Genomic DNA, 23,322 nt, shown 5'->3' with positions numbered 1-23,322 from the left:
GACGCTGCGCAGCCGCACGTTCACGAGCGCCCGGCAGGCGGCGGCGTTCCATGGGCTGGTACCGGTCCATCAGGAGTCCGGGACCTCGATCCAGCGGCCCCCGCGACTGGCGAAGGCCGGCTCGGGCCGGCTGCGCAAGACGCTCTACATGGCGGCTGTGGTGGCCACCCGCTACAACCCGGACGTGCGGCACCAGTATCACCGCCTCCTGAGGCGGGGCAAGGCCAAGATGGCGGCGATCGGGGCGGCCATGCGCAAGCTCCTGCACATCGCCTTCGGCGTGCTCAAGTCGCAAACCCCGTATCAACCCCGTAATGACATGCCTTGCAACTCATAGATCAAGACGGTATCTACCCGTTACTTCCAAGTCAAGAGTGATCGCACACAGAGGGCACAGAGGGGATAGGGGGTCGTTTGGTAGTGAATCCATAACGCCGGACACGAAAAAGGCCGCCCGGAGGCGGCCTTTTCGGACGGTCCAACGAAGGAGCCGTCAGCCTTGGGAGTGGCGCCTTAGATGGCGGTCACTTCGCCGGCGGCCAGGCCCTTGGCGGTTTCCTGAATTTCAAAGGAGACCTTCTGGCCTTCGGCCAGGGTCTTGAAACCCGAACCGCTGATCGCGGAGAAATGGACGAATACGTCCTTGCCGCCATCATCAGGGGTAATAAAACCGAAACCCTTGCTCTCGTTGAACCACTTCACAACACCAGTATTCACAACTTGTAACCTCTTCATGTAACTAACAAATGTGTTCGCGGCATGCTGCCAACAGATCAACGGGAGCACTGGTTCAGAAACTAGAAACTTCCTAGTGTTGTCGCTCAACCACGAATCACGCTTTCGACTATACGCGCCATCCCAGCCAAAATCCAACGCCCCTCCATGAACCTTTTTTGGCGCTGCAAAGCCGATTTTCCGGGTTGGGGCGCGGTCCGCGCCTGAACCGCCCGAAGCCGCGAAGAAGGGCAGAGTCAAGAGCGTTTCCACCGCGGTTTTCTGCGTGCGAAACAGAAACGGGCGTCAGAGTTGGCGGATGTCGACGAAGCTGCCGCGGGTCGTGTGGCGCAGGCGCGGCAGGGCATCCAGGATGGCGCGCGCGGCGTTTTCCGGGGCGGGCATGTCCGGGGTGCCGCGCGCCGCCTTCAGGCGCTGGAGCACCGGGAAGCTGTCGCGGTCGGCCTCGTCGCACAGGTAGTCCTGCATCGCGGTGTCGACCAGGCCCGGGGCGAAGGCGTTGATGGCGGTGTCTTCGGGGAACTCGTGCGCGTAGAGCTGCATCATCATGTTCAGCGCGGCCTTGGACAGCGAATAGCCGCTCCAGCCGGCATGCCCGGAGACCGACGCGCCGGAGGAAATCGCGATGATCTGGCCGACAGCCACGCGATGCTTCAGCAGCGCGTCGAGGATGACCTTGTTGGCGAAGGTGTTTACGTCCATCAGCAGGCGCAACTCGTCCATCGGCGCGTCCTGCATGCGCTGCATGTGGCCCAGTAGCCCGGCGTTTAGCACTACCAGATCAACGCGGTCCACGCCGCCCAGCAGTCGCTCCATTGCGGCCCCGGTGGCGTTGAAATCGCCCAGATCCACTTTTTCGTCGCCGCTCACCCCAGCCTCGGGGCAGCCGCGCCGGCTCATGCCGTAGACCTTCGCGCCGCGTTCCAGCAGTGCCCGGGTGAGGCCCAGGCCCAGACCGCTGGAGTTGCCGGTGACGAGTGCCGAACCGAAACCGCTGTCCTGCATGTCGTTCTCCTTGGTTTTGGTGTTAGGCAGATTGTCTATCACGAAGCGAACGAAGGCACGAAGTAGGGCCAGGGCGGTTGAACCACAGAGGACACCACACGGCTTTCAGGCGGATTCGCGGCGCGCAGCGGTAGGACGCGTTGAGCTATGCGAAACGCATCGGGGGCGGGTTGCCCCGTGGGATCGATGCGATTCGCTGCGCTCATCAGCATCCTGCTCGCCTCAAGGCCATCTTCAGTTTTTCCGTGTCCTCGGCGGTGAACAAAACGACCCTTACCCCGGCGTGCGCGCGCGTTTCTGCCATTCGTGTTCGAGCTGGGTGGCGGGCATCGGGCGACCGAGGAGGAAGCCCTGGACCTCGTCACAGCCCATCTCGCGCAGGAAGGCGTGCTGCTGTTCGGTCTCCACGCCCTCGGCCAGTACCCGCAACTTCAGGGTCTTGGCCAGGCCGATGATCGCGCGCGTGATCGCCTCGTCGTCCGGGTCGTTGCCGATACCCCAGGTGAATTCACGGTCGATCTTCAGCGTGGTCAGCGGCAGCCGCCGCAGGTAGCGCAGGGATGACTGCCCGGTGCCGAAGTCGTCGATCGCCACCGAGACGCCCAGGTGCACCAGACGCTGGAGCATCGCGGCCGCCGCGTCGATATCCTCGACCAGTACGCTCTCGGTGATCTCCACCTCCAGGCGCTCGGGGGCGAGCCCGGCCGCCTGCAGGGTTTCCAGGATGCGCTCGGGCAGCTCGGGGTCGGCGAACTGCCGGGCGGACAGGTTGATGGCCAGGCGCAGCGGTGGCAGGCCCAGGTGATCCCATTCCGCCAGTTGCTGGGTGGCGGTGCGCAGGACCCAGTCGCCGATGGGCACGATCAGCCCGGTCTTCTCCGCCAGCGGGATGAAGTCGCCCGGCGATACCATGCCGCGCTCGGGGTGATGCCAGCGGATCAGGGCCTCGACACCGACGGTGTCGCCGCGATTGAGCCCGGTCTGCGGCTGATAGTGGAGCTCGAATTCTTGCTGGTGAATCGCGGCGCGTAGCGATTGCTCCAGCTCCAGTTGTTCGCGCGCCAGGCTGTTCAGTTCCTGGGTATAGAAGCGGTAGGTGTGGCCCCCGAGGTTCTTTGCCTCGTGCAGGGCGCCGGTGGCATGCCGCAACAGGTCGTCCTTGCCATGGGCATCCTGAGGAAACAGGCTGACGCCGATACTGCTGGTGGCTACATGCTGGCCGCCGCTCACGGCAAACGGTTCTGAACAGTGTTGCAGGATGGCGTTGGCACGTTCTTTCGCCTGCTCGAGATCGTCGATTTCCGTAAGGATCACGGCGAACTCGTCGGCGGCCAGGCGGGCCAGGGTGTCGCGCGGGCGCAGCAAGTTTTGCAGCCGCTGGGCGAAGGCGCGCAACAGCGCATCCCCGGCGTCGTGTCCCAGGGTGCTGTTGATCGAGGTGAACCGGTCGATGTCGAGCAGCAGCACCGCCAGCGATTCACCCTGCCGTTCGGCGTCTTCCAGGGCCGCCCGCAGACGGGTGCGCAAACCCGTGCGGTTGGGCAGGCCGGTCAGGGCGTCGAAGTTGACCAGCTTGAACAACGCCTGTTCGGTTTTCTCGCGGTCGGTCAGGTCCTGGTGGATCCCGAGGATGCGGCCGGGGGTTTCCCCGGCGCGTTCACCCTCGGCCAGCATGTAGCGTTCTTCGCCGTTCGGCAGTAGCAGGCGGTGGCGGATGGAGAAGCGCGGGGTTTCGCCGTTGGCCAGACGCAGGAGGGCGAAGGCCAGGGCTGCGCGGTCATCCGGGTGGGTCGCTTCGATCAGCGCCTCGCGGGTCATGGAGCGGGGGCGGTCGTCATGCCCGAACAGCACGCTGGCTTCCGGGGAAAGCTGGATTTCGTCGGTCACCAAGTCCAGATCCCAATGCCCAATACGGGCCACGCGCTGGGCAGCCAGCAGGCGTCGGTGACTATCCTGCAGGGCCTGCTCGGCGCGCATGCGTTCTTGCACCTGGCGGGTCAGCAGGTCGATGGCCTCGCGCAGGTGTTCGACCTGTTCCGGCGTGTCGTAGGGCTGGTCCGTGTGCGGCTCGCGCAGCACCACGAACTGCACGGCTTCATGCGGGTACTGGCAGCTTCCGATGTCCAGCAGGGCGGACCGCGTCTGTCCATCCTCGCAGAGGATCTCCACCGGGTCGCGGCGGGGGATCAGGCCACCGGCCAGGGTCGATTCGCGTAGCCGTTCAATCAGATCGAAGGCCGAGTCGCGGGGTGTGATCCGGGTGGTCAGATCGCATCCGTCCAGGCTGCAGGCGGTAGCACCGAAAAGGCGCTCCGCCGCGGGGTTTGCGTAACGCACTTGGCCATCGGTTGCCACGAAAAGGACCGCCTCGCCCAGGGCGTTGACCAAATTGATGGGTGCCGGACTGCGCCCGGACTCCAGGGCGTAGGTCATGCGGATGCCCTCTTCTTGTCCGGGATGCCCGGGGCGACATCCCAGCGGTAATCCGCCTCCACCAGGTTGCCACTGCCGTGGTAGCGAACGTCTTCACAGAGCTGGCGGACGAGGGTCAGCCCGCGGCCCCACAGCCGCTTGTCTCCCCGGCCTTCCAGCGTTTCCTGGAGGTGCTGGTGGTCAAAGCCCGGTCCGCTGTCGCGGACCCGAATGCGGATGCAGTGCTGGGTGGCCATCGGTCGGTAGCGCAGGGACACGCCGATCCGGCCGCGAATGTCGCGCAGCCCCTCGGCTCGCTGCTGGTAGTACTGCTCGAAGCCTTCCACCGTGGCCTTCATGTCGGAGTCCAGGCGCAGAACGCCGTGTTCGAAGGCGTTGTTGCAAAGCTCGGCGATCACTGTTTGCAGTGCCTCGGCGTGCCCGCCCCCCAGGTTGGGTAGCCATTCGAGTAGCTGGGTGCGGGCCGCGCCAACCAGATCGACTTCCGCCAGGCGCTGGTCGCTGGCCTCCAGCGACCAGCGCAGGGTGCCCCGCAGCTGGCGGCCTTGCGGGCGGCCACTCTCGGTAACCACGGAGGGGGTGCAGTCGATGGTCACCAGGGTCATGTCGTCGGCAGGCGTCTGGTCGCCGCAGTGGGTGTCCAGGGCCTCGCGGATGCGCTCGAAGGCGTCGGCAGCGGAATGGCTGGCGCGGCATTGGCGAAAGACGGTGTCTTCGCCGAAGGCGACCCCGGCAACATCGGTTGCCTCCAGCACCCCGTCGCTGACCAGGGTGAGCCAGTCGCCCTCGTCGAGATCGAAGGAACGGGCGCCGGTATCGAGGTCGAGACGGTCGAGGATACCCAGCGGCATGGCCTGCGACTGGATGCGTCGCACGCGGTCCTGGTGCGCGTTGCACAGCCAGGCGTCGGGCATGCCGCCGTTCCACAGGCGAACCCGGTGCCCGTCGGGGGAGAACGTGGCGAGAACCGCCCCCATGAACATCGCCGCGGGCAGGAAGTCGTGCAGGACGTGGTTCAGTTCGTGCAACAACTCCTGGTCGTCCACGCCCTCCTGGGTCAGGGTGTGGAAGGTCTCGCTGACCGGATAGGTGCCGATGGCGGCGGTCAGACCATGGCCGGTGAAGTCCCCTACAAGCACGCGCAACGCCCCGTCGGGGGTGTAATCGGAGAGCACCACGTCGCCGCTGAAGGTGGAGGCGGCGCAGCGGTGGAGCCGCAACCGATCCAGGCCGCGATTGCGGCGGGTGATGGCGCGCGAGAACAGGCCCTCGGCGGTTTCTTCCTCCCAGGCCTGACGCGCCTGGGCCCGCAGCAGGGCCTCGTTGCGGCTTTGCAGCCCCGTGTGCAGATCGCGCAGGCGCTCCATCGCATGGATCTTGGCCTTGAGGATCGCCAGATTCAGCGGCTTGTTGAGGAAGTCGTCGCCGCCCGACTCGATACCGCGCAGCAGGGCGTTCTCGTCATCCAGGGCAGTCAGGAAGATCACCGGCACGAAGTGATCTCCCATCTCGGTCTTGATGATGGACGTGGCCTGGTAGCCGTCCATCTCCGGCATCATTACGTCCATCAGGACCAGGTCCGGTACCTGCTCGCGGCAGGCCTCGACCGCGGCCAGGCCGTCGTTGGCCTCGCGGATTCGGTATCCGGCCCCCATCAGCATCATGCGCAGGAGGCGGCGGTTGTGGGGGTCGTCGTCCGCGACTAGCACCAAGCCCTGGCCGGAGATCATTTCATCCGGAGGGGGCGGGTAGGTGGCTGAGGTATCGGTCGTCTGGTTCACGATGCCGCGTTACTGGATGCGGAACAGGCGGCCGAAATTGGCGATATCCAGGACCTTGCGCACACCCTCGGAGGCGCCGGCGATGGTGACATCGGAAAATTCACCCCCAGCGTGCTCGCGCAGCAGGAGCAGCATGCCCAGCGCGGAGCTGTCCATGTACTCGGTCTGCGAGAGGTCCACGGTGTAGCGCACGCCGGTCCCGGCGGTTGCGCGGTAAGCGGCGCGGAAGTCCTGGTGTTGTTCGAAGTCGAACCGACCCTTGATCCGAATGCGGACATCCTTGCCATCGTCGGAGGCGTGTTGCTCGATGCTCATGTGTGGTTCCTGGCGTTCTGGCGGGCTTGCTGCCCGGTAATGGAAACGCTGACGCAACCTTTCTGGTGGCCTCAGCGTATGGTGCACGGCAAGCGGGATCTGCGCCCCGCCGAAAAATGACCAACAGGCGTGTCGTAACAAGGCAGCCGTTAGGGAAACACTGATTAATGAACACGTTCGCGCTCGAGTCGCTTTTGCGTGCGAACAAGGCGCGGTGACTGCCGTGCAGTCACTCTGCACAAGGGAGCCGCAACGCCGTGCGCGCGCCCGTTTTCGTCAATAACGGGCGGCCGAGCCCCTGCTTTCAATAACTTGTGGGGTGTCAACGCGAGCGTGTTCATTAATAGGACGGCAAAAGCTCAGAACAATTCCACCTCGCCCGTGCCCATGTTTTGCTGTTCCACCGCGCGGTGGTAGTTCTCCTGGCGCCGGTCGCGCCACTCGCGCACGCGCTGCGCCATGGCCCGGGCGTCCTCGGTCGAGCGGGCCTCGTGCAGGATCCCCTGCAGTTCCTGCAGGTGGGCAACCGCCTCTTCGGCGGTGCCCAGTGACTGTCGGGCAATGTCCTCGAACTGCAGTGAGCGCACGGCGAGGGCGACGGCCTGGTGCATGCGTTCGCTCAACTCGGCCTCCTCGCGGATGCGCTCGTCCAGTTCGTCGGTGGCGCGCCGGGCGTATTCGAACAGGTGGGTAATGCGCTCCTTTTCGCCCATGCTTTCGCTCATGTCGCGCGACGCCATGTCGTGCACCGTGCCATGCACCTTGCTGATCGACTCGCGGGCCTGGTCGATCTGCTTGCGGATGTCGTCGTGGAAGGTTGCCGAACGCTGCGACAGCGAGCGCACCTCGTCGGCCACCACCGAGAAGCCGCGCCCGGCTTCGCCGGCGCGGGCCGCCTCGATGCTGGCGTTCAGCGCCAGCAGGTTGGTCTGCCCGGCGATCGCGCCGGCACTGTCCAGCAGCTTGAACACCCCGTCCATGTGCTGGCTCATGTCTTCCATGTGGTGGGCGCTCTCGACACTCTGGCGACTGATCTGGACCAGGGTGTCGATGAACATCTGCAGGGTCTGGTCGGACTTGCGGGTCAGCTCGATGATGACCTCGGCATGGGTCATGCCCTCGTCGTCGCCGTCCTGGGTGACATCGCTGGTCATCAGTTCCATCTGGCGTCCGGCGATCTCGTGCATCTCGTTGAAGCTCGTGCCCAGTTCCTTCACCGCCTCGGCGATCAGCCCGCGCTGGCGGCCGATCTCGGCCGACAGCTGCCCCAGTTCGAAGTCCATTGCCTGATCCAGCTCGTCGGAGAGTTCGCTCCCGCCGGTGGGCTGGCCCGGGGATGCGCGCTCATCGGACACGGTGTCAGCGGTTGTCGGCCCGCGCTGCTGGATGCCCAGGGCCAGCAGCGCTGCCAGCCCGGCCAGGATCGCGGCGGCCAGTGCCTGCCACCAGGCGGTGGAGAAGCCGGCGATGATGGCCGCGAGCAGGAGCAGGGCGGTCAGTGCCAGCGCCAGGGCTTTCTGGGCCGAATCACGGGTGAGCCATTGCATGCGGTCGTCCATTCACATTGCTCCTATTGGCCGGATGCGGCGGCGTTGCGGTGGTCACGGATCAGGGACGCGGCGATGCCCCCCAGCGGCAGGACTTGCACCGCGGCGTCCAGTTTGACCGCTTCGCCAGGCATGCCCCAGACCAGGCTGGTGCTCTCGTTCTGGGCGATGGTGTGGGCGCCGGCGTCGCGCAGCGCTCGCAGACCGCGGGCGCCATCGTCGCCCATGCCGGTCAGCAGGGCGGCGACGACGTTGGCCCCCGCCTGCTCGGCGGCGGAGTTGAACAGCACGTCGACGCTGGGGCGGTGGCGGTTTACCGGGCCGCTCTGGTCGAGCCGGCAGATGTAGCGGGCGCCGTCGCGTGCCAGGCGCAGGTGGTAGTCGCTGCCAGGGGCCACATAGGCATGCCCGGGCATCACGATATCGCCGTCCTCGGCCTCTTTCACGCTGAGCGCGGTGTTGCGGTCCATGCGCTCGGCGAAGGCGCGGCTGAACCCCGCCGGGATGTGCTGGGTGATGAGGATACCCGGGGCGTCCGGTGGCAGGGTGACCAGGACCTCGCGCAGGGCCTCGGTGCCACCGGTAGAGGCGCCCAGGACGATGACCCGATCGGTGGTTCGGAAACGTCCGCTGCCCGCGCTGGCCAGCCGTTGCGGTGCCGGGGCGGGCGTGGCGCTGCGCGCCTGCAGGCGGACGCGCGCCGCCGTGCGGACTTTGTCGATCAGCACGTCGGCATAGTCCTGCAGGGCGTGGGAGACATCCACCTTGGGCTTGGTGACAAAATCCACCGCGCCGACCTCCAGCGCCTCCAGGGTCACGTCGGCCCCTTCCTCGGTCAGTGACGAGACCATCACGACCGGCATCGGGCGCAGCCGCATCAGATTGCGCAGGAAGGTGATGCCGTCCATCTTCGGCATCTCCACATCCAGGGTCAGCACGTCCGGCTCGTGTTGCTTGATCTTGGTGCGAGCGTCGAAGGGGTCGGCCGCGGCAGCCACGACCTCGATGTCCGGCGCCTGGGACAGGATTTCCGTAAGCAGCTTGCGGATCAGGGCCGAGTCGTCGACGACCAGGACGCGAATGGGCTTGGAGGTGGCAGACATTTAGAAGAGCTCCACGTCGCCCTGCAGGGGGTCGTCCTGCAGTCGGCGGCGGTAGTCCTGCTCGCGTTCGAGCAGGGTGTTGTTGTGCAGGGACACAAGTTTTTTGACCCGTGCTCGCCCGGTGGCGGGAAAGAACACGACCTTGCGCGGCCAGCGCCCGCCCACGTCTTCCGCTACCAATTCCAGTTTCTCGTCACGCAGGAACCGGCGCATGAAGGCGATGTTGCCCGCGCCGACATCGCTCATTCCGGCCATCACGCGGCCACCGCCAAACATCTTGATGCGCAGATCCTCGCGCCGGGCTCCCAGCTTGAGCAGCTCGTTGATCAGGAACTCCATCGCGTGCGTACCGTAGCGGGTGGCGTTGGAGACGGCTGGTCCCCAGCCGCTGTCGCGGTCGCCATCCGGCAGCATGAAATGGTTCATGCCCCCGACCCCGGCTTCGGATGACCACACGCAGGCAGACACGCAGGAGCCAAGCACCGTGGTGATCAGCTCCGAATGCGAGACCGAGACATAGCATTCGCCCGGCAGCAGCTTCGCCGCCGGGCAGGCATGCACCCGATCCCAGTAGCGATTGATGTGCGCGAAGGCGCCATCGTGCAGCTGCGGCAGGGCGGACATCAGCCGGCCCGCCGGTACAGCGTCTGTTCCAGCAGCCGGAAGTCTTCGGTCACGCGGAACAGGGACTCCGAATGGCCGATGAACAGGTAGCCCTCCGGACGTAGCAGCGTGGCAAAACGCTCCACCAGCTGCTTCTGGGTCGGCTTGTCGAAGTAGATCAGCGTGTTGCGGCAGAAAATCACGTCCAGAGGGCCCTTCATCGGCCACGGATCGAACAGGTTCAGTTGGCGGAAGTGCACCATGGCGCGCAGCTCGTCGCGGATCTTCACCCGGTCCTCGTTGGCCCCCTTGCCGCGCAGCAGCCAGCGTTTCTGCCGTGCCCGCGGGATGCCGGTGACGCGCTTGGCGTCATAGACCCCGGCGTCGGCATGCTCGACCACGCGCGAGTCGATATCGGTGGCCAGGATGCGTACGTCATCCGGCGAGGGCAGGGCCTCGGCCAGGGTCATGGCGATGGAGTAGGGCTCCTCGCCGGTGGAGCACCCCGCCGACCAGACCTTCAGCGGGCCGTTCGGGTTGAGCCGTCGGATCTCCTGCAGCACGGGGCCACCCAGCATCTCGAAGTGATGCGGTTCGCGAAAGAACGCGGTCAGGTTGGTGGTCAGCGCATTGATGAACTCCTCGAGTTCGTCCTCGTCACCCCCCTCGACCCGGTCCAGATAGGTGTCGAAGGCGTCGAGACCGAGCACGCGCAGCCGCCGCGAGAGCCGGCTGAAAACCAGCTCCTTCTTGCTCTCGTTGAGCATAATCCCGGTGCGTTCCTGGGTCAGGCGGGCTACGCGCCGGAAGTCGCGTTCGCTCAGGCGATCGGAGGCGGCCAATCAGTCTCTCCCTGGCATGGGTTGAGTGTCAGGACTCAAAACTCTTCCCATTCTTCCGAGCTTTCCTGGCGCGAGGGCGCTGCAGCCGGACGCTTGGCGGCGGCGTTGCCACCGGCAGAGGCCGGGCGCTTCAGCCCGCCGGCGCTCCCGGAGGCGGGCTGCGGTGCCGGCTTGGCGTGCGGTTGCTTCATCGAGCGGCCAGCGGCCGCGGACTGTTCGCCCTTGAAGAAGCTCATCAGGTCGAGCAGTTCGCGTGACTGGTCATCCAGTGACTCGCTGGCGGCCGCGGCCTCTTCGACCAGGGCGGCGTTCTGCTGGGTGACCTCGTCGAGCTGGGTCACGGCCTTGTTGATCTCGTCGAGGCCGGTGGACTGCTCCTCGCTGGCGGCGGCGATCTCGGCGATGATGTCGGAGACCTTCTTCACCGAGTCGACGATCTCCTCCAACGCCTTGCCGGAGTTGTCGACCAGCTTGCTGCCCTCGCCAATGCGCTCCACCGAGTCGTTGATCAGGGTCTTGATCTCCTTGGCGGCCTGGGCACTGCGCTGTGCGAGGTTGCGCACCTCGGTGGCGACGACCGCGAAGCCGCGGCCCTGCTCGCCGGCGCGGGCGGCTTCCACTGCCGCGTTGAGCGCCAGCAGGTTGGTCTGGAAGGCGATCTCGTCGATGACGCCGATGATGTCGGCGATTTTCTTCGACGACTGATTGATTTCGCCCATCGCCGAGACGGTCTTCTCCACGACCTGGCCGCCTTCCTGCGCCTTGTCGCGCGCGGCGCTGGCGAGCTGATTGGCCTGGCGGGCATTGTCGGCGTTGGACTTGACCGTGGAGGTCATCTCCTCCATTGACGAGGCGGTCTCCTCCAGCGAGGAGGCCTGCTCTTCGGTGCGCTGGGACAGGTCGGTGTTGCCCTGGGCGATCTCGGCCGAGGCCGAGCGCACGTTGCCGGCGCCCTCGAGGATCTGCCCGACCAGGTTGTCGAGGTTTTCCAGCGAGGTGTGGATGGCGTCGCGGAACTCGCCGAATTCGCCTTGGAATTCGCCCTCCATGCGGACGCTGAGGTCGCCCTCCGCCATGGCTTGCATGACGCGGGAGCCCTCGCGAACGGGCGGCACGACGGCGTCGAGCAGTTCGTTTACGCTTTCCGCAACGCTCTGGGTAAAGCCGCTGTAGCGTTCGGCCTCAAGGCGTTCACCCAGTTTGCCGCTTGCGGCGTCACGGATGAGGGTGTCGATCTCGGCCTCGGCGTTTCGCATCTCGGTGACATCCCGCCACTCCAGCATGTTGCCGGCGTAATTGCCGTCTTCGTCGATGATTGCGGTGGCGTTAATCCAGAAGCGCAGATCACCCAGGCTGATTTCGGTCTGGTAGGGCAGCTTGGAGGGGTCTTTCAGGATCGAATGCTGATGCGACGGAACCGAGTGAAACTGGTCAATGGACTGGCCAACCATGTTGTACGGATCAAAGCTTGGGAACGCCTTGGTGAAGGCTGCCCGATGCTTCTGGAACATGGTTGTCAGCGCTGCGTTGGAGAAGGTGATGGTCATGTTCTCGTCGCACATCATGAGTGACGATGTAGCGCCATCGATCGCCGCCTTGAAGCGAGCGCGCTCGCGTTCCGACTGGTTCCATTCGGTCATGTCCTGCCACTCCACCATGCTGCCGACGAGCGCGCCGTTGTCATCGGTGATGCCGGAGGCCTGCAGCTTGAAATCGATGCCACCGACCTCGATCTCGGCGGTGTACGGCATGCGTGCCGGGTTAGACAGGATGGCGCGCTGATGCGACGGGTCCTTGTGGAACTGGTCGATGGACTGCCCAACGAGGTTATCCGGGTCAAAGTTCGGGAAGTGCTGCTGCAGGACATGGCTGCGTTTCCGCAGCAGGCTGATCACGGCCGAGTTGGCGTAGATGATGTTCATGTCGGTGTCGCACATCATCACGGCCATCTGCGAGCCTTCGCAGGCGGCACGCATGAAGTGCCCGTCCATCATCTCGTTCGGGGCATTGTGTGTGGCGTCGGTTTGCGGAGTGGCGGCCATGGGGGTGTCCTCGCTTTGCTTGTTCGTCTGGCGCGATGCCGGGGTGCGGCGACGCGCGGGTTTGTTCGTTTTCTTGGAAGTGTCGGTTTGCGGGCCGGATAGGGGCTCGGGCGTGGCCGTAACGGTCGGCTGAGGCGCGGTCGAGGGCTCGTCGCCGCTCGCCTCGCCGGCCGCGCCGGATTCGTCCAGCCAGCCCAGCGGGTCGTTGCCCAGCTTGTTGCGTTTGCGTGTCGTCATGGCCCGTTCTCCCTGGCTCGAGGCTCAGGCGTGTGCCGCCGTCGGGCGGGTGGTTGTTGGTGCCCCGGCCGCGACCAGATCGGCGGCCAGTTGCTGAAAGTCCCCGGCCGCGCGGTGGCGCGGCTGGTACTCGAATATCGTCTGCCCGAAGCTCGGGCTTTCGGCCAGCACCACCGTCTCGCGGATGGTGGTCGGCAGCAGGGCATCGGCGAAGTGCTCGCGGATGCGTTCGCGGACCTCGCGGGCATGCCGGCGTTGCTCGACAAAGCGCGAGAGCACAATCCACTTCTTGCGGGCCGAGCCCAGGCGCGCCTCGACGCCGTGGAGGATGCGCATCAGTCGCGACAGGCCGTTCAGGGCCAGGAAGTCACCGGCCACCGGGATCAGCATCTCGTCGGCCGCGATGATCGCGTTCATTCCCAGCAAGCCCGCCGAAGGCGGACAGTCGATCAGCACGAAATCGAATGGCTGATCCAGTGCGTCCAGGGCCTTCTTCAGGCGCCAGCCGCGTTCGGCGCCGCCCTGGTTCAGGTTCTCGACCTCCTGCAGTTGATCCCCGGCGGCGACGATCTGCAGTCCGTTGCCGGCCTCGCTAAAAGCATCCTGCAACCGGGCCCCGTCCTGCAGTACGCGGTCCAGGCCGGCGGGGTCTTCCAGCCCGAAGGCCATGCTCAGGTGGCCTTGCGGGTCGGCGTCGATCGCCAGCACCCGGTAGCCCTGCAGGGCCAGGGCATGGGAGAGGTTCAGGGTTACCGTCGTCTTTCCGACCCCGCCTTTCTGGTTGATCACCGCGATGGTTCGCATGGTCCGTGTGCGAGGTCGGGCTTACGCCGTCGCCTCGGCCTCGATGGCATCGGCGCTGGCGATCAGACCGGGACCCAGCAGGGTGTCGATGTCCAGCACCAGGATCATCTGTTCCTCGACGGTCGCCAGCCCGCGTACGAAGTTGACCCCGATGCGGGTCCCGAAGTCGGGTGCCGGCTGCAGGTTGTCCGCGCCGATGTTGTAGACCTCGGAGACCGCATCCACGACCACGCCCATTACGCGTTCGCGTTCCTCGCCGACCACGCGCAGCATGATGACCACCGTGGTCGGGCCGTACTCCAGCGGCTCCATGCCGAAGCGCAGACGCATGTCGATGATCGGCACAATCATGCCGCGCACGTTGATCACGCCGCGGATGTAGTCCGGCGTGTTGGGCAGGGGTGTGGGGCGTTCCCAGCCCTTGATCTCCTGCACCCGCAGGATGTCCACGCCGTATTCCTCCTCCGCGAGGATGAAGGTGAGGTACTGGTCCTCGCCGGCGGTGGCCGGGTCGTGGATCGATTGGGTTGCGTCGTTCGCCATTGCGTTCGGCTCCTTGATGATCAGGCCGCGCGGGTATCGCGCCCGCTGGCCATGCGCGCGATCCCGGCGACATCCAGGATCAGGGCCACCTGGCCGTCCCCCAGGATGGTCGCGCCGGCCGTGCCGGGGACCTTGCGGAAATTGGTTTCCAGCGTCTTGATGACCACCTGTTGCTGACCGAGCAGGTCATCGACCCGCAGCGCCACGCGCTGGTCGTCGGCCTCCGCGACCACCAGCAGGGCGCGTTCCGGCAGTGGGCTGGGCTCGGTACGGCCGAACAGGGCCGCGAGGTCGACGATCGGGATGTATTCGTCCCGGAGGCGGTACAGCGGCAGCTTGCCGAAGACCTGTTTCACGCTCTCTGGCAGGGTCTGCAGCGACTCGACGATCGCGATCAGCGGGATCACGAAGGTCTCCTCGCCGATCTTCAGCAACTGGCCATCCATGATCGACAGGGTCAGCGGCAGGCGGATGGTCAGGCGCGAACCCTTGCCGGGTTCCGACTCCAGCTCGACGTTGCCGCCGAGACCGCGGATATTCTTCTTGACCACATCCATGCCGACGCCGCGACCTGACAGGTCGCTAACCTGGTCGGCCGTGGACAGGCCGGGTTCGAAGATCAGCTGCAGGACCTCGTGGCGGTCCAGGTGCTGGTTGGGTCCTACGAGACCGGCATCGCGGGCCTTGGCGAGGATGCGGTCGGCGTCCATGCCCTTGCCGTCGTCGCGGATCTCGATCACCACGTTGCCACCCCGGTGGAAGGCCTCCAGGGTGACCTGGCCGGTCTCCGGCTTGCCGGCCGCAGCGCGTTCTTCGGGCATTTCAATGCCGTGGTCCACCGCGTTGCGCACCAGGTGCACCAGCGGGTCGCCCAGGTGCTCCATGACGGTCTTGTCGACCTCGGTGTATTCGCCCTTCAGGGTGAGCTCGATCTGCTTGCCCAGCTGCCCGGAGATGTCGTGTACCAGCCGCGGAAAGCGGTTGAAGACCTGCGCGATCGGCACCATGCGGATGCTCATCACGCTTTCCTGCAGCTCGCGGGTATTGCGTTCCAGTTCGCCCAGTCCGGTGCGCAGGCGCTCGATCTGCGCCTCCATCTGCGAAGGGTCTTCCTCGAGTTGTTCGCTGATGTCCGTCAGCATTGACTGGGTGATGACCAGTTCGCCCACCATGTCGATCAGGGCGTCGATCTTGCCGGTGTTCACCCGCATGGAGCTGGACTCCGAGCCGCGTGCGCCGCTGGCGCCGCGTGCGGCCGGTGTCTCCGGCTGGCTGTCGGATGGTGCGTCCGTCTCGGGCGTTATTAGTGCGGGCGCATCAGCGGTCGGTTCGCCGCCCGATTCGCCGCCCGATTCGAGAGGCTCGATCTCCAGATCGCACTCGTCCTCGACCCATTCGAAGACCTCCTGGATCTGGTCGCGGGTGGCATCGCCTTCCAGCTCCAGGGTCCAGGCGAGGTGGCAGTCCTCCGGATCGAAGGCATCGACGCTGTCCGGCAGGCGGTCGGTGTCGCAGTGCACGGTCAGCCTGCCCAGTTCCTCTAGCACTTCGAACATGCGCAGGGGGTCGTTGCCGGTGCGCATCAGGTCCGCGTAGGGCCGGAAGTGGATTCGCCAGCCGCGCGGGCCACCGTGGTCCCCGCCGCTGGAGGAATCGGTACCATTGTCGCCACCGACTGCCGGCGGGTTCCCGGCTTCGCTGGCGGGCACGGCATCTCCCAGATGGGCCTCGATCAGGGCGCGCACTTCGGCTACCTCGGCGGGGTCGGCCTCGCCGCCATCGCGGGCGGCATGCAATTGCGCACGCAGAGTATCCACCGCGCGCAGGAGGAGGTTCACCGTGTCCGGGGCCGCCTCCTGCTCGCCGTTGCGCATACGGTCCAGCAGGGTCTCCACACCATGGGTGAACCCGGAGATCGCGCCGAACCCGAAGGTCCCGGCTCCGCCCTTGATCGAGTGGGCGCAGCGGAAGATCGTGTTCAGCGTCTCCGGGTCGCCATCGTCCAGCGCGAGGAGTTCGGTCTCCATGCGCTCCAGCCCCTCGAAGCTCTCCTCGAGAAAGGCATCGATGAACTGGGCCATGTCGATCGACATGACTAGCGCAGCACCCGGTTGACGGTGTTCATCAGCTGATCGGGGTCGAACGGCTTGACCAGCCAGCCCGTCGCGCCGGCGGCCTTGCCTTCCTGCTTCTTCTCCGGCCCGGCCTCGGTGGTGAGCACCAGGATGGGGGTGAACTTGTAGTCGCCCAGCTTGCGCAGCTCGCGGGTCAGCTGCAGGCCGTCCATGGCGGGCATGTTCACGTCCGTGATCACCAGATCCGCCTTGGCGCCCTGGGCCTTGCTCAGGCCATCCTTGCCGTCGCGGCCCTCGACGACCTCGTGCCCGGCCTGCTTGAGGGTGAATGCGACCATCTGGCGCATCGAGGCGGAATCGTCCACCACCAGAACCTTAGCCATTGATGTCTCCTGAATCCTTGTCGTCGTGTTGTGCGGCGCTCGACGCAAAACCGTCTTCGGGTGCGCCCAGTGCCTGCAGGGCCTGAGCCAGAACCGCGCTGGTCCCGATGAGCGAACAGCCTTGCGCCTTGCGGGCGGCCGAATGGCGGGCCATCAGCAGGACCTGCACGCCGGCGGCGTCCACATCATTCACGGCCGCCGAATCCAGCTGCAGGTCTTCGCCGGCATCCAGTGCCGCGCGCAGTTCCTGCCAGCATTCGGCTGCGGTATCGATGCGCAGGCGTTCCGGCAACGCAATGGGGGTCATCTGCAGTAACCTTCTCTTGTCTGGGTGAACACTGTACAGGTTTTGTACAGGCTTGTTCCAGTCCTGTGTAGAAATCTTGTACGGCTGGGAGCAAGAAAACTTGAGACGCGCTTCACCTTGATCAGCCGATAAAGGGCTGGATTTTTGGCTCGACAGTCTGGACATCTCGCCGCTTTCAGCTCAGGAGACCCGCTTGTCTCACGTGTCATTTGATCGGAAGGAGCCGCCGATATGCAGGCCCGTACGCTCTATCGCCTGACCACCGATGCCGCAGCCTGTCAGGTGGCTGCGAACTGGCTGCGGGCTGCGGCGGTGGAGGGGCCGGTGCTGTGGGTGGGCCGCTCGTCGCCCGACGGGGTGCCACATGTGGCACCGGCGCAGGCTGGGCATTGGCTGGGGCACGAGGTACAGGCCCTGGTATTCGAGGCCGGACAACCGCTCGCGGTGGACGCCCTGGTCACGGTCGCAGGCCTGCTGGTCGGCGGTGGCACCCTGGTCATCCTCGACGGCACCGGCGGAGACGGGGCGTTTGCCCGCCGCTGGCAGGCGGCGCTGGCCGAGCCGTGGGTGCGGACGGTGGAACCACCGTCGGCGGATCGACTGCCCGGAATCATGCCGAGAGCGGCGGGCCCGTTTGCGTGGACGCCGGATCAGGCCGTCGCGCTGGGGCATTTGGCGGGACTCGCGCCGGGCGAATGTGTGGCGTTGACCGCCCCGCGCGGTCGCGGCAAGTCGACCCTGCTGGGCGAGTTCCTGGGCGCGGCACTGCGGCGCGGCGAATCCACGATCACGCTGACGGCACCGGGACCACGGGCCGTGGACGCATTGCTGGCACGCGCCCGGCATTGGACACCCGCGCCGGAACGGCACTACCGGGCCCCGGCCGTTTTGCTGGAACAGGCGGAACCGCTGGATACCTTGATCATCGACGAGGCTGCGAGCATGCCGGTCGAGCGCCTGCTTCAGTTGGCCCGGCTGGCACGGCGCCTGGTGCTGGCGACCACGACCGGCGGCTTCGAGGGGAGCGGGCAGGGCTTTCGGCTGCGTGCGTTGCCGGCCCTGGAGGGGGCGGGCTTTCGCGTACGGCTACAGACTCTGGATACACCGGTTCGCTGGGCCCCGGGCGATCCGCTCGAGGACTGGCTGAATCGGCTGTTCCTGCTGGAGGCGGCGAGTCGCCCCCCGGTCTCCCAGGCCGTGCGGTTGCGTTGGAGCACGGGCGCGGCGCTCGCGGACACGCCGCAAACCCTGGGGGCGGTAATGGGCCTGCTGGCGGATGCCCATTACCGCACACGGCCCTCCGATCTGGCGCGCTGGCTGGATGATGCGGGTGTTCACCTGTTGCTGCTGGAAGGGGCGGCGGATGGCGCCCTGTTCGGGGTGGTTCTGATCCAGGAAGAGGGCGGACTGGAGCGCGCGATAGCCGAAGCGGTTTGGTCGGGCGAACGGCGCCCACAGGGGCATTTCCTGCCGTGCACCGTTGCGGCCCGGGGTGACTTCGACCTGGCGGGGGAGGGCGTGTGGCGCATTCAGCGCATTGCGGTGCATCCGCACTGGCAGGGGCGCGGCCTGGGGAGACGTCTGTTGCGTGCGGTCGAGGACCGGGCTGGTGCCAAGGGGGTGGCGCTGATTGGCGCGAGTTTCGGGCTGCAACCTGTGTTGCTGCACGTTTGGCAGCGCGCGGGTTATGGCCTGGTGCGAGTCGGCGTCCAGCCGGATGCGGCCAGTGGCCAGGTGAGCGGCGTGGTCCTGCGTGCGATCGCGCCCCGATTGCAGCCTCGGCTGCAACAAGCATTGGCGGCCTTTCGGCGCGACTGGCCGGCCTGGCATCCACGGTTCCTGCCGGACACGACCGCGGCCATGGTGAGCGAAGTCCTTGGGGATCAGGATGCGGAGGGAGATTGTCCCTTGTTGCCGGTTGACCCGGTGGCGGATCTGAAGGAGGTCCGAGCCTTTTCCCATCGGGCGCGGCCCCTGGAGTGGGCGCTTCCCGCGTTGCTGCGGCAGTTGGCGGTGGCGCCGCCGGACGAGACGGAAGGTCAGCTGCTCGAGGCGAGCCTGGCGCAGCCCATCGACTGGGACCGACTGGCAGGCGAGCGGGAGGTTTCCGGGCGGCGCGGCGTCACCCGAAGGTTGCGTCGCGCCGCCCGGAACTGGCTGGCGGCCCGGAGTCTGTAACCCGCCCGGTCAGAGCCGGAACTGGGCCAGTGCCTGCTGGATCTCCTTCTCTACCTGCTTGAGCTCGTCGGAGGCGGCGCTGACGCGGTCGGCGGTATTGGCCGACTGATCCGCCTCGTCGGAGATTTGCACGATGTTGCGGTTGATGTCCTCGACTACGGTGCTCTGTTCGCGCGAGGCGACCGCGATCTGCTCGGTCATCTCCACGATCGTGGTCACCGACTGGCGGATCTGTTGCAGGGCACCGTTCACCTCGGAGGTGTGCTCCATGGTGGCCTCGGCCTCTTCCTGGCCGTGCTGCATGGCCTTCACCGCGCTGGTGGTGGCGGACTGCAGGCGCGCGATCATGGTCTCGATCTCGTCGGTGGATTCCTGCGTACGGGTCGCCAGCTTGCGTACCTCGTCGGCCACCACCGCGAAGCCGCGGCCGTGTTCACCGGCACGGGCGGCCTCGATGGCCGCGTTCAGGGCCAGCAGGTTGGTCTGTTCGGCCACGCCACGGATCACCTCGAGGATGGTCCCGATCTGCTTCGAGTCCTCGCCCAGCTTGGCCACGGTGTCGGCCGCCTGTTCGACCGTCCCGAGCAGCGAGGCCATGGACTCGATGTTCTTGCTCATCACCTCGGAGCCGTTGTTCACTGCATTCCCGGCCTCCTGGCCCGCCTGGGAGGTCGCATCGGTGTTGCGGGCGATCTCCTCGGCGCTGCTTTGCAGTTCGTTGATCGCGGTGGCGACGCGGTCGGTCTCGTCGCGCTGGCGCGAAACGGCCTCGCGGGCCTGGTAGGCCTCCTGGTTCAGGTTCTCGGTGGCGCGATTCAGCGTCTCGGTGCCGCCGCGGGCATTGCCGATGGCCTGGGCGATCTTGTCGGTGAAGCGGTTGAAGGCGCGGCCGAGCTGGGCGGTTTCGATCAGGCTGTTCTCGTCCAGGCGGCGGCTCAGGTCGCCGTCGCCGTCCGCGATCTCCTCGAGTGCCGCGGTCGAGTGGGCCAGGGCGCGACGGACCACCAGGATGATGAACACCGCGCCGGCCAAGCCCAGGATCACGCCAATCAGGGCCAGTACGCCCTGGGTGGTCTGGGTCGCGCGCATGTCGGCGGTCAGCGCGGCGGCGCTGCGCTCGGCGCGATGGGTAATCCGCTCGCTGAGTCCCTGCAGGTGGTCACGCGCCTCGATCAGTACGGGCCCGATCTCGGTGCGGATCAGGTAGGCGTCTTGCAGTGCCTGTTCGCTGCTGTGGATCTCGATCAGGTCATCCAGCGCCGTGTTCTGGGTGTCCAGCGCCCCCTGGAAGTCCTCCAGCGCGATCTGCTGTTCGAAGTCCAGATCGTCGAACTGGTCCATCAGTTGTGCGGTGATGTCGTTGGTGCGAGTCGAGAACAGTCGGACATTCTCGCGGAAGGCATCGTCACGGAAGGCGATAAAGCCGCGTAGGTTCGAGGTGACCTGCACCACCGACATGCGCAGGTCATGCAGGGTGTCGAGACGATCCCAGGACCGCTGGAAGCGCGGGAGACCCATCTCGGCGCTGATCATCATGTTGGTCTGCTGGGTCATCTCGCGGCTGGCGGGGTTGGCCCGGGCATTGGCGATGCCCAGCGCCGGCATGTTTTCGGCGGGGTTTTCGGCCACCTCGATCAGTCGGTCCTCGAAGCTGGCGAACTGGTTGACCAGCCGGCGGACCTCGGTCGCGCTGGCGGACAGTTCCTCGTCGGCGGCGATCACCGGGTTCTCGTTCAGGGCGCGGGTTGCGCCATCGAGGTCACGCATCGCGTTTTGCCACGCGTCGCGGTGGGACTGCTCCTCGCTCATCAGGTAGAACCCGAGAAACGCCGCGCTCTCCTGCAGCAATTGCTCGACGTCATTGACCCGGGCTACCGCCGGGTAGTCGGCCTGGGTGAGCTGTTCAACCCCTTGGCTGCCCGTACTCATCGCGCGCAGGGCCAGCAGGGAGTTGATGATCAGGATGGCGACCACCAGGCCAAAGCCGGCGATCAGTAGCCCCCGAATGGAGAGTTTGTCCAGCATGCGATGACTCCTTCTGGGCGCCTTGTGTCCGGCGCTTCACGAACCGGCCGCGGCCATGACGACCGCGGACGCGAAAGGTGGTGATTCAATCCCTGTTACGGCCGGCCGCGCTCAGAGTTGAGCCGGTTATTCAGGGAGTCGCCGGAGGATAGACGTGCCGGGGCTTAGTCGGATTCCAGCTGTTCCCAGCGCTCGTAGCAGTGGGCCAGTTCTGAGTCGACGGCTTCGAGCCGCGCCTGGAGTTCGCGCATGCGGTCACCGTCGCGCAGGGCGTCCGGCTCGGTCATGGCCGTGGTCAGGCTCTGCTGCTCCTGTTCCAGGGTCTCGATCTGCGCCGGCAGGGCCTCCAGCTCGCGTGCTGCCTTGTAGGATTTCTTGCGTGGGGCGGCCGGCGCAGGCTCGGGTGTGGGCGCCGATGGCTGTGCCGCGGGCACGGGCTCCGGTGTGGCCGCGGATTCGCCTTCCAGCAGGCGCCGGGTGACACGATCGGGCAGGTCCGACCAGCCGCCGACGAACTCTTCCACGGCCCCGTCGCCCGGTAGGACCAGGGTCGAGGTCGCCACGTTGTCGAGGAACGAGCGATCGTGGCTGACCACGATGACGGTGCCGGTGTACTCGATCAGCAGCTGTTCCAGCAGCTCCAGCGTCTCCACGTCCAGGTCGTTGGTGGGTTCATCCAGCACCAGCAGGTTGGCCGGGCGGAGGAATAATTTGGCCAGCAGCAGGCGGTTGCGCTCGCCCCCGGACAGAGCGGATACCGGCTGGCGGGCGCGCGCGGGCGGGAACAGGAAGTCTTCCAGATAGGACAGGATGTGGCGGCTCTCGCCGTTGACCATGACCCGGTCGCGGCCCTCGCCGACCGCATCCTGCACCGTGGTCGCCTCGTCCAGGCGGGCACGGGCCTGGTCGAAGTAGGCGATCTCCAGCTGGGTGCCCAGCTTGATGCTGCCTGCGAGCGGCTCCATCTGGCCCAGGAGCCCGCGCAGCAGGGTGGTCTTGCCGGCCCCGTTGGGTCCGACGATGCCTAGGGCATCCCCGCGCTGCAGCAGCAGGTTCACGTCGCGCACGATGGGCGTGTCGTAGCCGAAATCGGCGTGTTCCGCCTCGATCACCAGGCGTCCGGAGCGTTGTTCTGGACTCAGCTTCATCTTCACCTGGCCGCCGCGTTCACGGCGTTCGGCGCGCTTGCGACGCAATGCCTGAAGTGCTCGCACGCGGCCTTCGTTACGGGTGCGGCGCGCCTTGATGCCCTGGCGCACCCAGACCTCCTCCTGGGCCAGCTTGCGGTCGAACTCCGCGCGTTGGGTGGCCTCCGTTTCCAGCCTTTCGGCCTGGCGCTCGCGGAAGGCCTCGATGGACGGCGGGTGCTCGTACAGATGCCCGCGGTCCAGCTCCAGGATGTGCGTGGCTACGCTCTCCATGAACTGGCGATCATGGCTGATGAACACCACGGTCAGTCCGCTCTCGATCAGGAACTGTTCCAGCCAGCGGATCGCGGCCACATCCAGGTGGTTGGTGGGTTCGTCGAGCAGCAGCAACTGCGGCCGCTGCACCAGCTCGCGCGCCAGCCACACCCGTCGCTTCAGCCCGCCCGACAGCGCGGCGAACTGCGCCTCGGGATCCAGGCTCAGGTGCGAAATCGTGGTCTCCACCCGGTTCTGCAGGCTCCAGCCGTCGATGGCGTCGAGTTTCGATTGCACCGGCCCCATCTTGTCCAGGGCGTCCATGTCGCCCGATGCAGCGGCCTGGCTCAGGTGGTGGAAGCGTTCCAGCAACCGGCCGGCCTCGCCGAGGCCCTCGGCGACCACGTCAAAGACCGTGCCTTCGATCCCGGGCGGTAGTTCCTGGGTCAGGTAGGCGGTGGTCAGGCCATCCTGGCGGGTTAGTTCGCCGGAATCGGCCTGGGCCTCGCCGGTGATGACCTTGAGCAGGGTGGATTTGCCCTCGCCGTTGCGCCCGGCGATCGCGACGCGTTCGCCGGGCTCCAGGCTCATGTTGACGCCATCGAGCAGGGAGGCCATGCCGTAGGCCAGATGGATGTTGCGCAGGGTGAGAAGTGCCATTCGAATTCCGGTCGCGAGCAAGTGTTGTTGCGGGCGCCAAGACTATCACCTTGGCGTGTCGTAGCGCGCACCGTGAGGCCTTACAGGCTCGCCATCCCGGAGCGCGAATCGCGTTCTTTCTACTGCCTGCCGGGAGAGGCCGGGCCTGGTTCGCCATCTGGTGTTTACGGTGCTTTCGTCCGGCCGCCTGCCGAGCGCTGACTCGCCAGCGCGCCGCGAGGTACTTCTTTGCTCGTGCAAAGAAGTACCCAAGAAACACGCCCGACTGCCGCGACCCCGGCCCGCTGTGCGGGCCGGGGTT

Annotated in this window: 19 protein-coding genes; 2 read left to right on the top strand and 17 right to left on the bottom strand. The window is 66.3% G+C overall.

All coding sequences use genetic code 11. From position 1 onward, the window contains the following. On the top strand, positions 1-337 hold a 337-nt coding region (locus F816_RS0113435), incomplete at its 5' end, for an IS110 family transposase (RefSeq protein WP_019594640.1). 176 nt (positions 338-513) lie between these two features. Here F816_RS0113435 and F816_RS0113430 read toward each other — a convergent pair. The 15 genes from F816_RS0113430 to F816_RS0113360 form a co-directional block, all read right to left on the bottom strand. Beyond that, positions 514-735 (bottom strand): cold-shock protein, encoded by a 222-nt coding sequence (locus F816_RS0113430; protein ID WP_196799411.1) that lies wholly within the window; start codon positions 733-735, stop codon positions 514-516. A gap of 285 nt (positions 736-1,020) precedes the next feature. Beyond that, a complete protein-coding gene (locus tag F816_RS0113425; RefSeq protein ID WP_019595150.1) occupies positions 1,021-1,740 on the bottom strand; it encodes an SDR family NAD(P)-dependent oxidoreductase in 720 nt (239 codons plus the stop codon). 273 nt (positions 1,741-2,013) lie between these two features. Then, entirely contained in the window at positions 2,014-4,173 is a 2,160-nt protein-coding gene (locus F816_RS0113420) for a bifunctional diguanylate cyclase/phosphodiesterase (protein WP_019595149.1), read from the bottom strand. Next, on the bottom strand, positions 4,170-5,903 hold the full coding sequence (locus F816_RS0113415; RefSeq protein WP_019595148.1) for a SpoIIE family protein phosphatase: 1,734 nt from the start codon (positions 5,901-5,903) through the stop codon (positions 4,170-4,172). Before F816_RS0113415 ends, F816_RS0113420 begins: the two co-directional genes overlap by 4 nt. A 60-nt stretch (positions 5,904-5,963) precedes the next feature. Further along, a complete protein-coding gene (locus F816_RS0113410) occupies positions 5,964-6,269 on the bottom strand; it encodes an STAS domain-containing protein (protein ID WP_019563018.1) in 306 nt (101 codons plus the stop codon). A 359-nt stretch (positions 6,270-6,628) separates the two neighbouring features. Next, a complete protein-coding gene (locus F816_RS0113405; RefSeq protein WP_019595147.1) occupies positions 6,629-7,828 on the bottom strand; it encodes a methyl-accepting chemotaxis protein in 1,200 nt (399 codons plus the stop codon). Positions 7,829-7,839: 11 nt separating this feature from the next. Beyond that, the gene (locus tag F816_RS0113400) at positions 7,840-8,919 is read right to left on the bottom strand and encodes a chemotaxis response regulator protein-glutamate methylesterase (RefSeq protein ID WP_019595146.1); all 1,080 of its coding nucleotides are present in this window, start codon (positions 8,917-8,919) and stop codon (positions 7,840-7,842) included. Then, positions 8,920-9,543 carry a chemoreceptor glutamine deamidase CheD gene (cheD, locus tag F816_RS0113395; protein ID WP_019595145.1) on the bottom strand — a complete coding sequence of 208 codons (624 nt, stop codon included), beginning with the start codon at positions 9,541-9,543 and terminating at the stop codon, positions 8,920-8,922. Further along, on the bottom strand, positions 9,543-10,364 hold the full coding sequence (locus F816_RS0113390) for a protein-glutamate O-methyltransferase CheR (protein ID WP_019595144.1): 822 nt from the start codon (positions 10,362-10,364) through the stop codon (positions 9,543-9,545). The genes cheD and F816_RS0113390 overlap by 1 nt, the downstream gene beginning before the upstream one ends. Before the next feature lie 35 nt (positions 10,365-10,399). Further along, entirely contained in the window at positions 10,400-12,643 is a 2,244-nt protein-coding gene (locus tag F816_RS0113385) for a methyl-accepting chemotaxis protein (RefSeq protein WP_019595143.1), read from the bottom strand. A gap of 24 nt (positions 12,644-12,667) precedes the next feature. After that, positions 12,668-13,447, bottom strand: coding sequence for a ParA family protein (locus F816_RS0113380; protein ID WP_019595142.1), 780 nt, complete (start codon positions 13,445-13,447; stop codon positions 12,668-12,670). A gap of 21 nt (positions 13,448-13,468) precedes the next feature. Continuing rightward, the gene (locus F816_RS0113375; protein WP_019595141.1) at positions 13,469-13,990 is read right to left on the bottom strand and encodes a chemotaxis protein CheW; all 522 of its coding nucleotides are present in this window, start codon (positions 13,988-13,990) and stop codon (positions 13,469-13,471) included. 20 nt (positions 13,991-14,010) lie between these two features. Next, a complete protein-coding gene (locus F816_RS0113370; protein ID WP_019595140.1) occupies positions 14,011-16,083 on the bottom strand; it encodes a chemotaxis protein CheA in 2,073 nt (690 codons plus the stop codon). 2 nt (positions 16,084-16,085) lie between these two features. Beyond that, complete coding sequence (locus F816_RS0113365) at positions 16,086-16,448, bottom strand: response regulator (RefSeq protein ID WP_018169253.1); 363 nt, start codon at positions 16,446-16,448, stop codon at positions 16,086-16,088. Next, complete coding sequence (locus F816_RS0113360) at positions 16,441-16,755, bottom strand: lipid asymmetry maintenance protein MlaB (RefSeq protein ID WP_019568585.1); 315 nt, start codon at positions 16,753-16,755, stop codon at positions 16,441-16,443. Before F816_RS0113360 ends, F816_RS0113365 begins: the two co-directional genes overlap by 8 nt. 231 nt (positions 16,756-16,986) lie before the next feature. On the opposite strand from F816_RS0113360, the gene F816_RS0113355 reads away from it, so the two are divergent. Then, positions 16,987-18,933 carry a GNAT family N-acetyltransferase gene (locus F816_RS0113355; RefSeq protein WP_019595139.1) on the top strand — a complete coding sequence of 649 codons (1,947 nt, stop codon included), beginning with the start codon at positions 16,987-16,989 and terminating at the stop codon, positions 18,931-18,933. Positions 18,934-18,942: 9 nt separating this feature from the next. Here F816_RS0113355 and F816_RS0113350 read toward each other — a convergent pair whose 3' ends face one another. Both F816_RS0113350 and F816_RS0113345 read right to left on the bottom strand, forming a co-directional pair. Then, positions 18,943-20,958, bottom strand: coding sequence for a methyl-accepting chemotaxis protein (locus F816_RS0113350; protein WP_019595138.1), 2,016 nt, complete (start codon positions 20,956-20,958; stop codon positions 18,943-18,945). 164 nt (positions 20,959-21,122) lie between these two features. Then, positions 21,123-23,021 carry an ATP-binding cassette domain-containing protein gene (locus F816_RS0113345; RefSeq protein WP_019595137.1) on the bottom strand — a complete coding sequence of 633 codons (1,899 nt, stop codon included), beginning with the start codon at positions 23,019-23,021 and terminating at the stop codon, positions 21,123-21,125. Between the last annotated feature and the right edge of the window lie 301 nt (positions 23,022-23,322).

Origin of the sequence: Thioalkalivibrio sp. ALM2T (assembly GCF_000381505.1) — a bacterium.
Taxonomy (GTDB): domain Bacteria; phylum Pseudomonadota; class Gammaproteobacteria; order Ectothiorhodospirales; family Ectothiorhodospiraceae; genus Thioalkalivibrio; species Thioalkalivibrio versutus.
This window is presented reverse-complemented; position numbering and strand designations above follow the sequence as displayed.

Coding starts and splice junctions, on each gene's coding strand:
- F816_RS0113425 (WP_019595150.1), bottom strand. CDS start 1,740: ATGCAGGACAGCGGTTTCGGTTCGGCACTCGTCACCGGCAACTCCAGC.
- F816_RS0113385 (WP_019595143.1), bottom strand. CDS start 12,643: ATGACGACACGCAAACGCAACAAGCTGGGCAACGACCCGCTGGGCTGG.
- F816_RS0113410 (WP_019563018.1), bottom strand. CDS start 6,269: ATGAGCATCGAGCAACACGCCTCCGACGATGGCAAGGATGTCCGCATT.
- F816_RS0113370 (WP_019595140.1), bottom strand. CDS start 16,083: ATGTCGATCGACATGGCCCAGTTCATCGATGCCTTTCTCGAGGAGAGC.
- F816_RS0113350 (WP_019595138.1), bottom strand. CDS start 20,958: ATGCTGGACAAACTCTCCATTCGGGGGCTACTGATCGCCGGCTTTGGC.
- F816_RS0113365 (WP_018169253.1), bottom strand. CDS start 16,448: ATGGCTAAGGTTCTGGTGGTGGACGATTCCGCCTCGATGCGCCAGATG.
- F816_RS0113380 (WP_019595142.1), bottom strand. CDS start 13,447: ATGCGAACCATCGCGGTGATCAACCAGAAAGGCGGGGTCGGAAAGACG.
- F816_RS0113420 (WP_019595149.1), bottom strand. CDS start 4,173: ATGACCTACGCCCTGGAGTCCGGGCGCAGTCCGGCACCCATCAATTTG.
- cheD (WP_019595145.1), bottom strand. CDS start 9,543: ATGTCCGCCCTGCCGCAGCTGCACGATGGCGCCTTCGCGCACATCAAT.
- F816_RS0113400 (WP_019595146.1), bottom strand. CDS start 8,919: ATGTCTGCCACCTCCAAGCCCATTCGCGTCCTGGTCGTCGACGACTCG.
- F816_RS0113360 (WP_019568585.1), bottom strand. CDS start 16,755: ATGACCCCCATTGCGTTGCCGGAACGCCTGCGCATCGATACCGCAGCC.
- F816_RS0113430 (WP_196799411.1), bottom strand. CDS start 735: ATGAAGAGGTTACAAGTTGTGAATACTGGTGTTGTGAAGTGGTTCAAC.
- F816_RS0113345 (WP_019595137.1), bottom strand. CDS start 23,021: ATGGCACTTCTCACCCTGCGCAACATCCATCTGGCCTACGGCATGGCC.
- F816_RS0113415 (WP_019595148.1), bottom strand. CDS start 5,903: ATGATCTCCGGCCAGGGCTTGGTGCTAGTCGCGGACGACGACCCCCAC.
- F816_RS0113375 (WP_019595141.1), bottom strand. CDS start 13,990: ATGGCGAACGACGCAACCCAATCGATCCACGACCCGGCCACCGCCGGC.
- F816_RS0113405 (WP_019595147.1), bottom strand. CDS start 7,828: ATGGACGACCGCATGCAATGGCTCACCCGTGATTCGGCCCAGAAAGCC.
- F816_RS0113355 (WP_019595139.1), top strand. CDS start 16,987: ATGCAGGCCCGTACGCTCTATCGCCTGACCACCGATGCCGCAGCCTGT.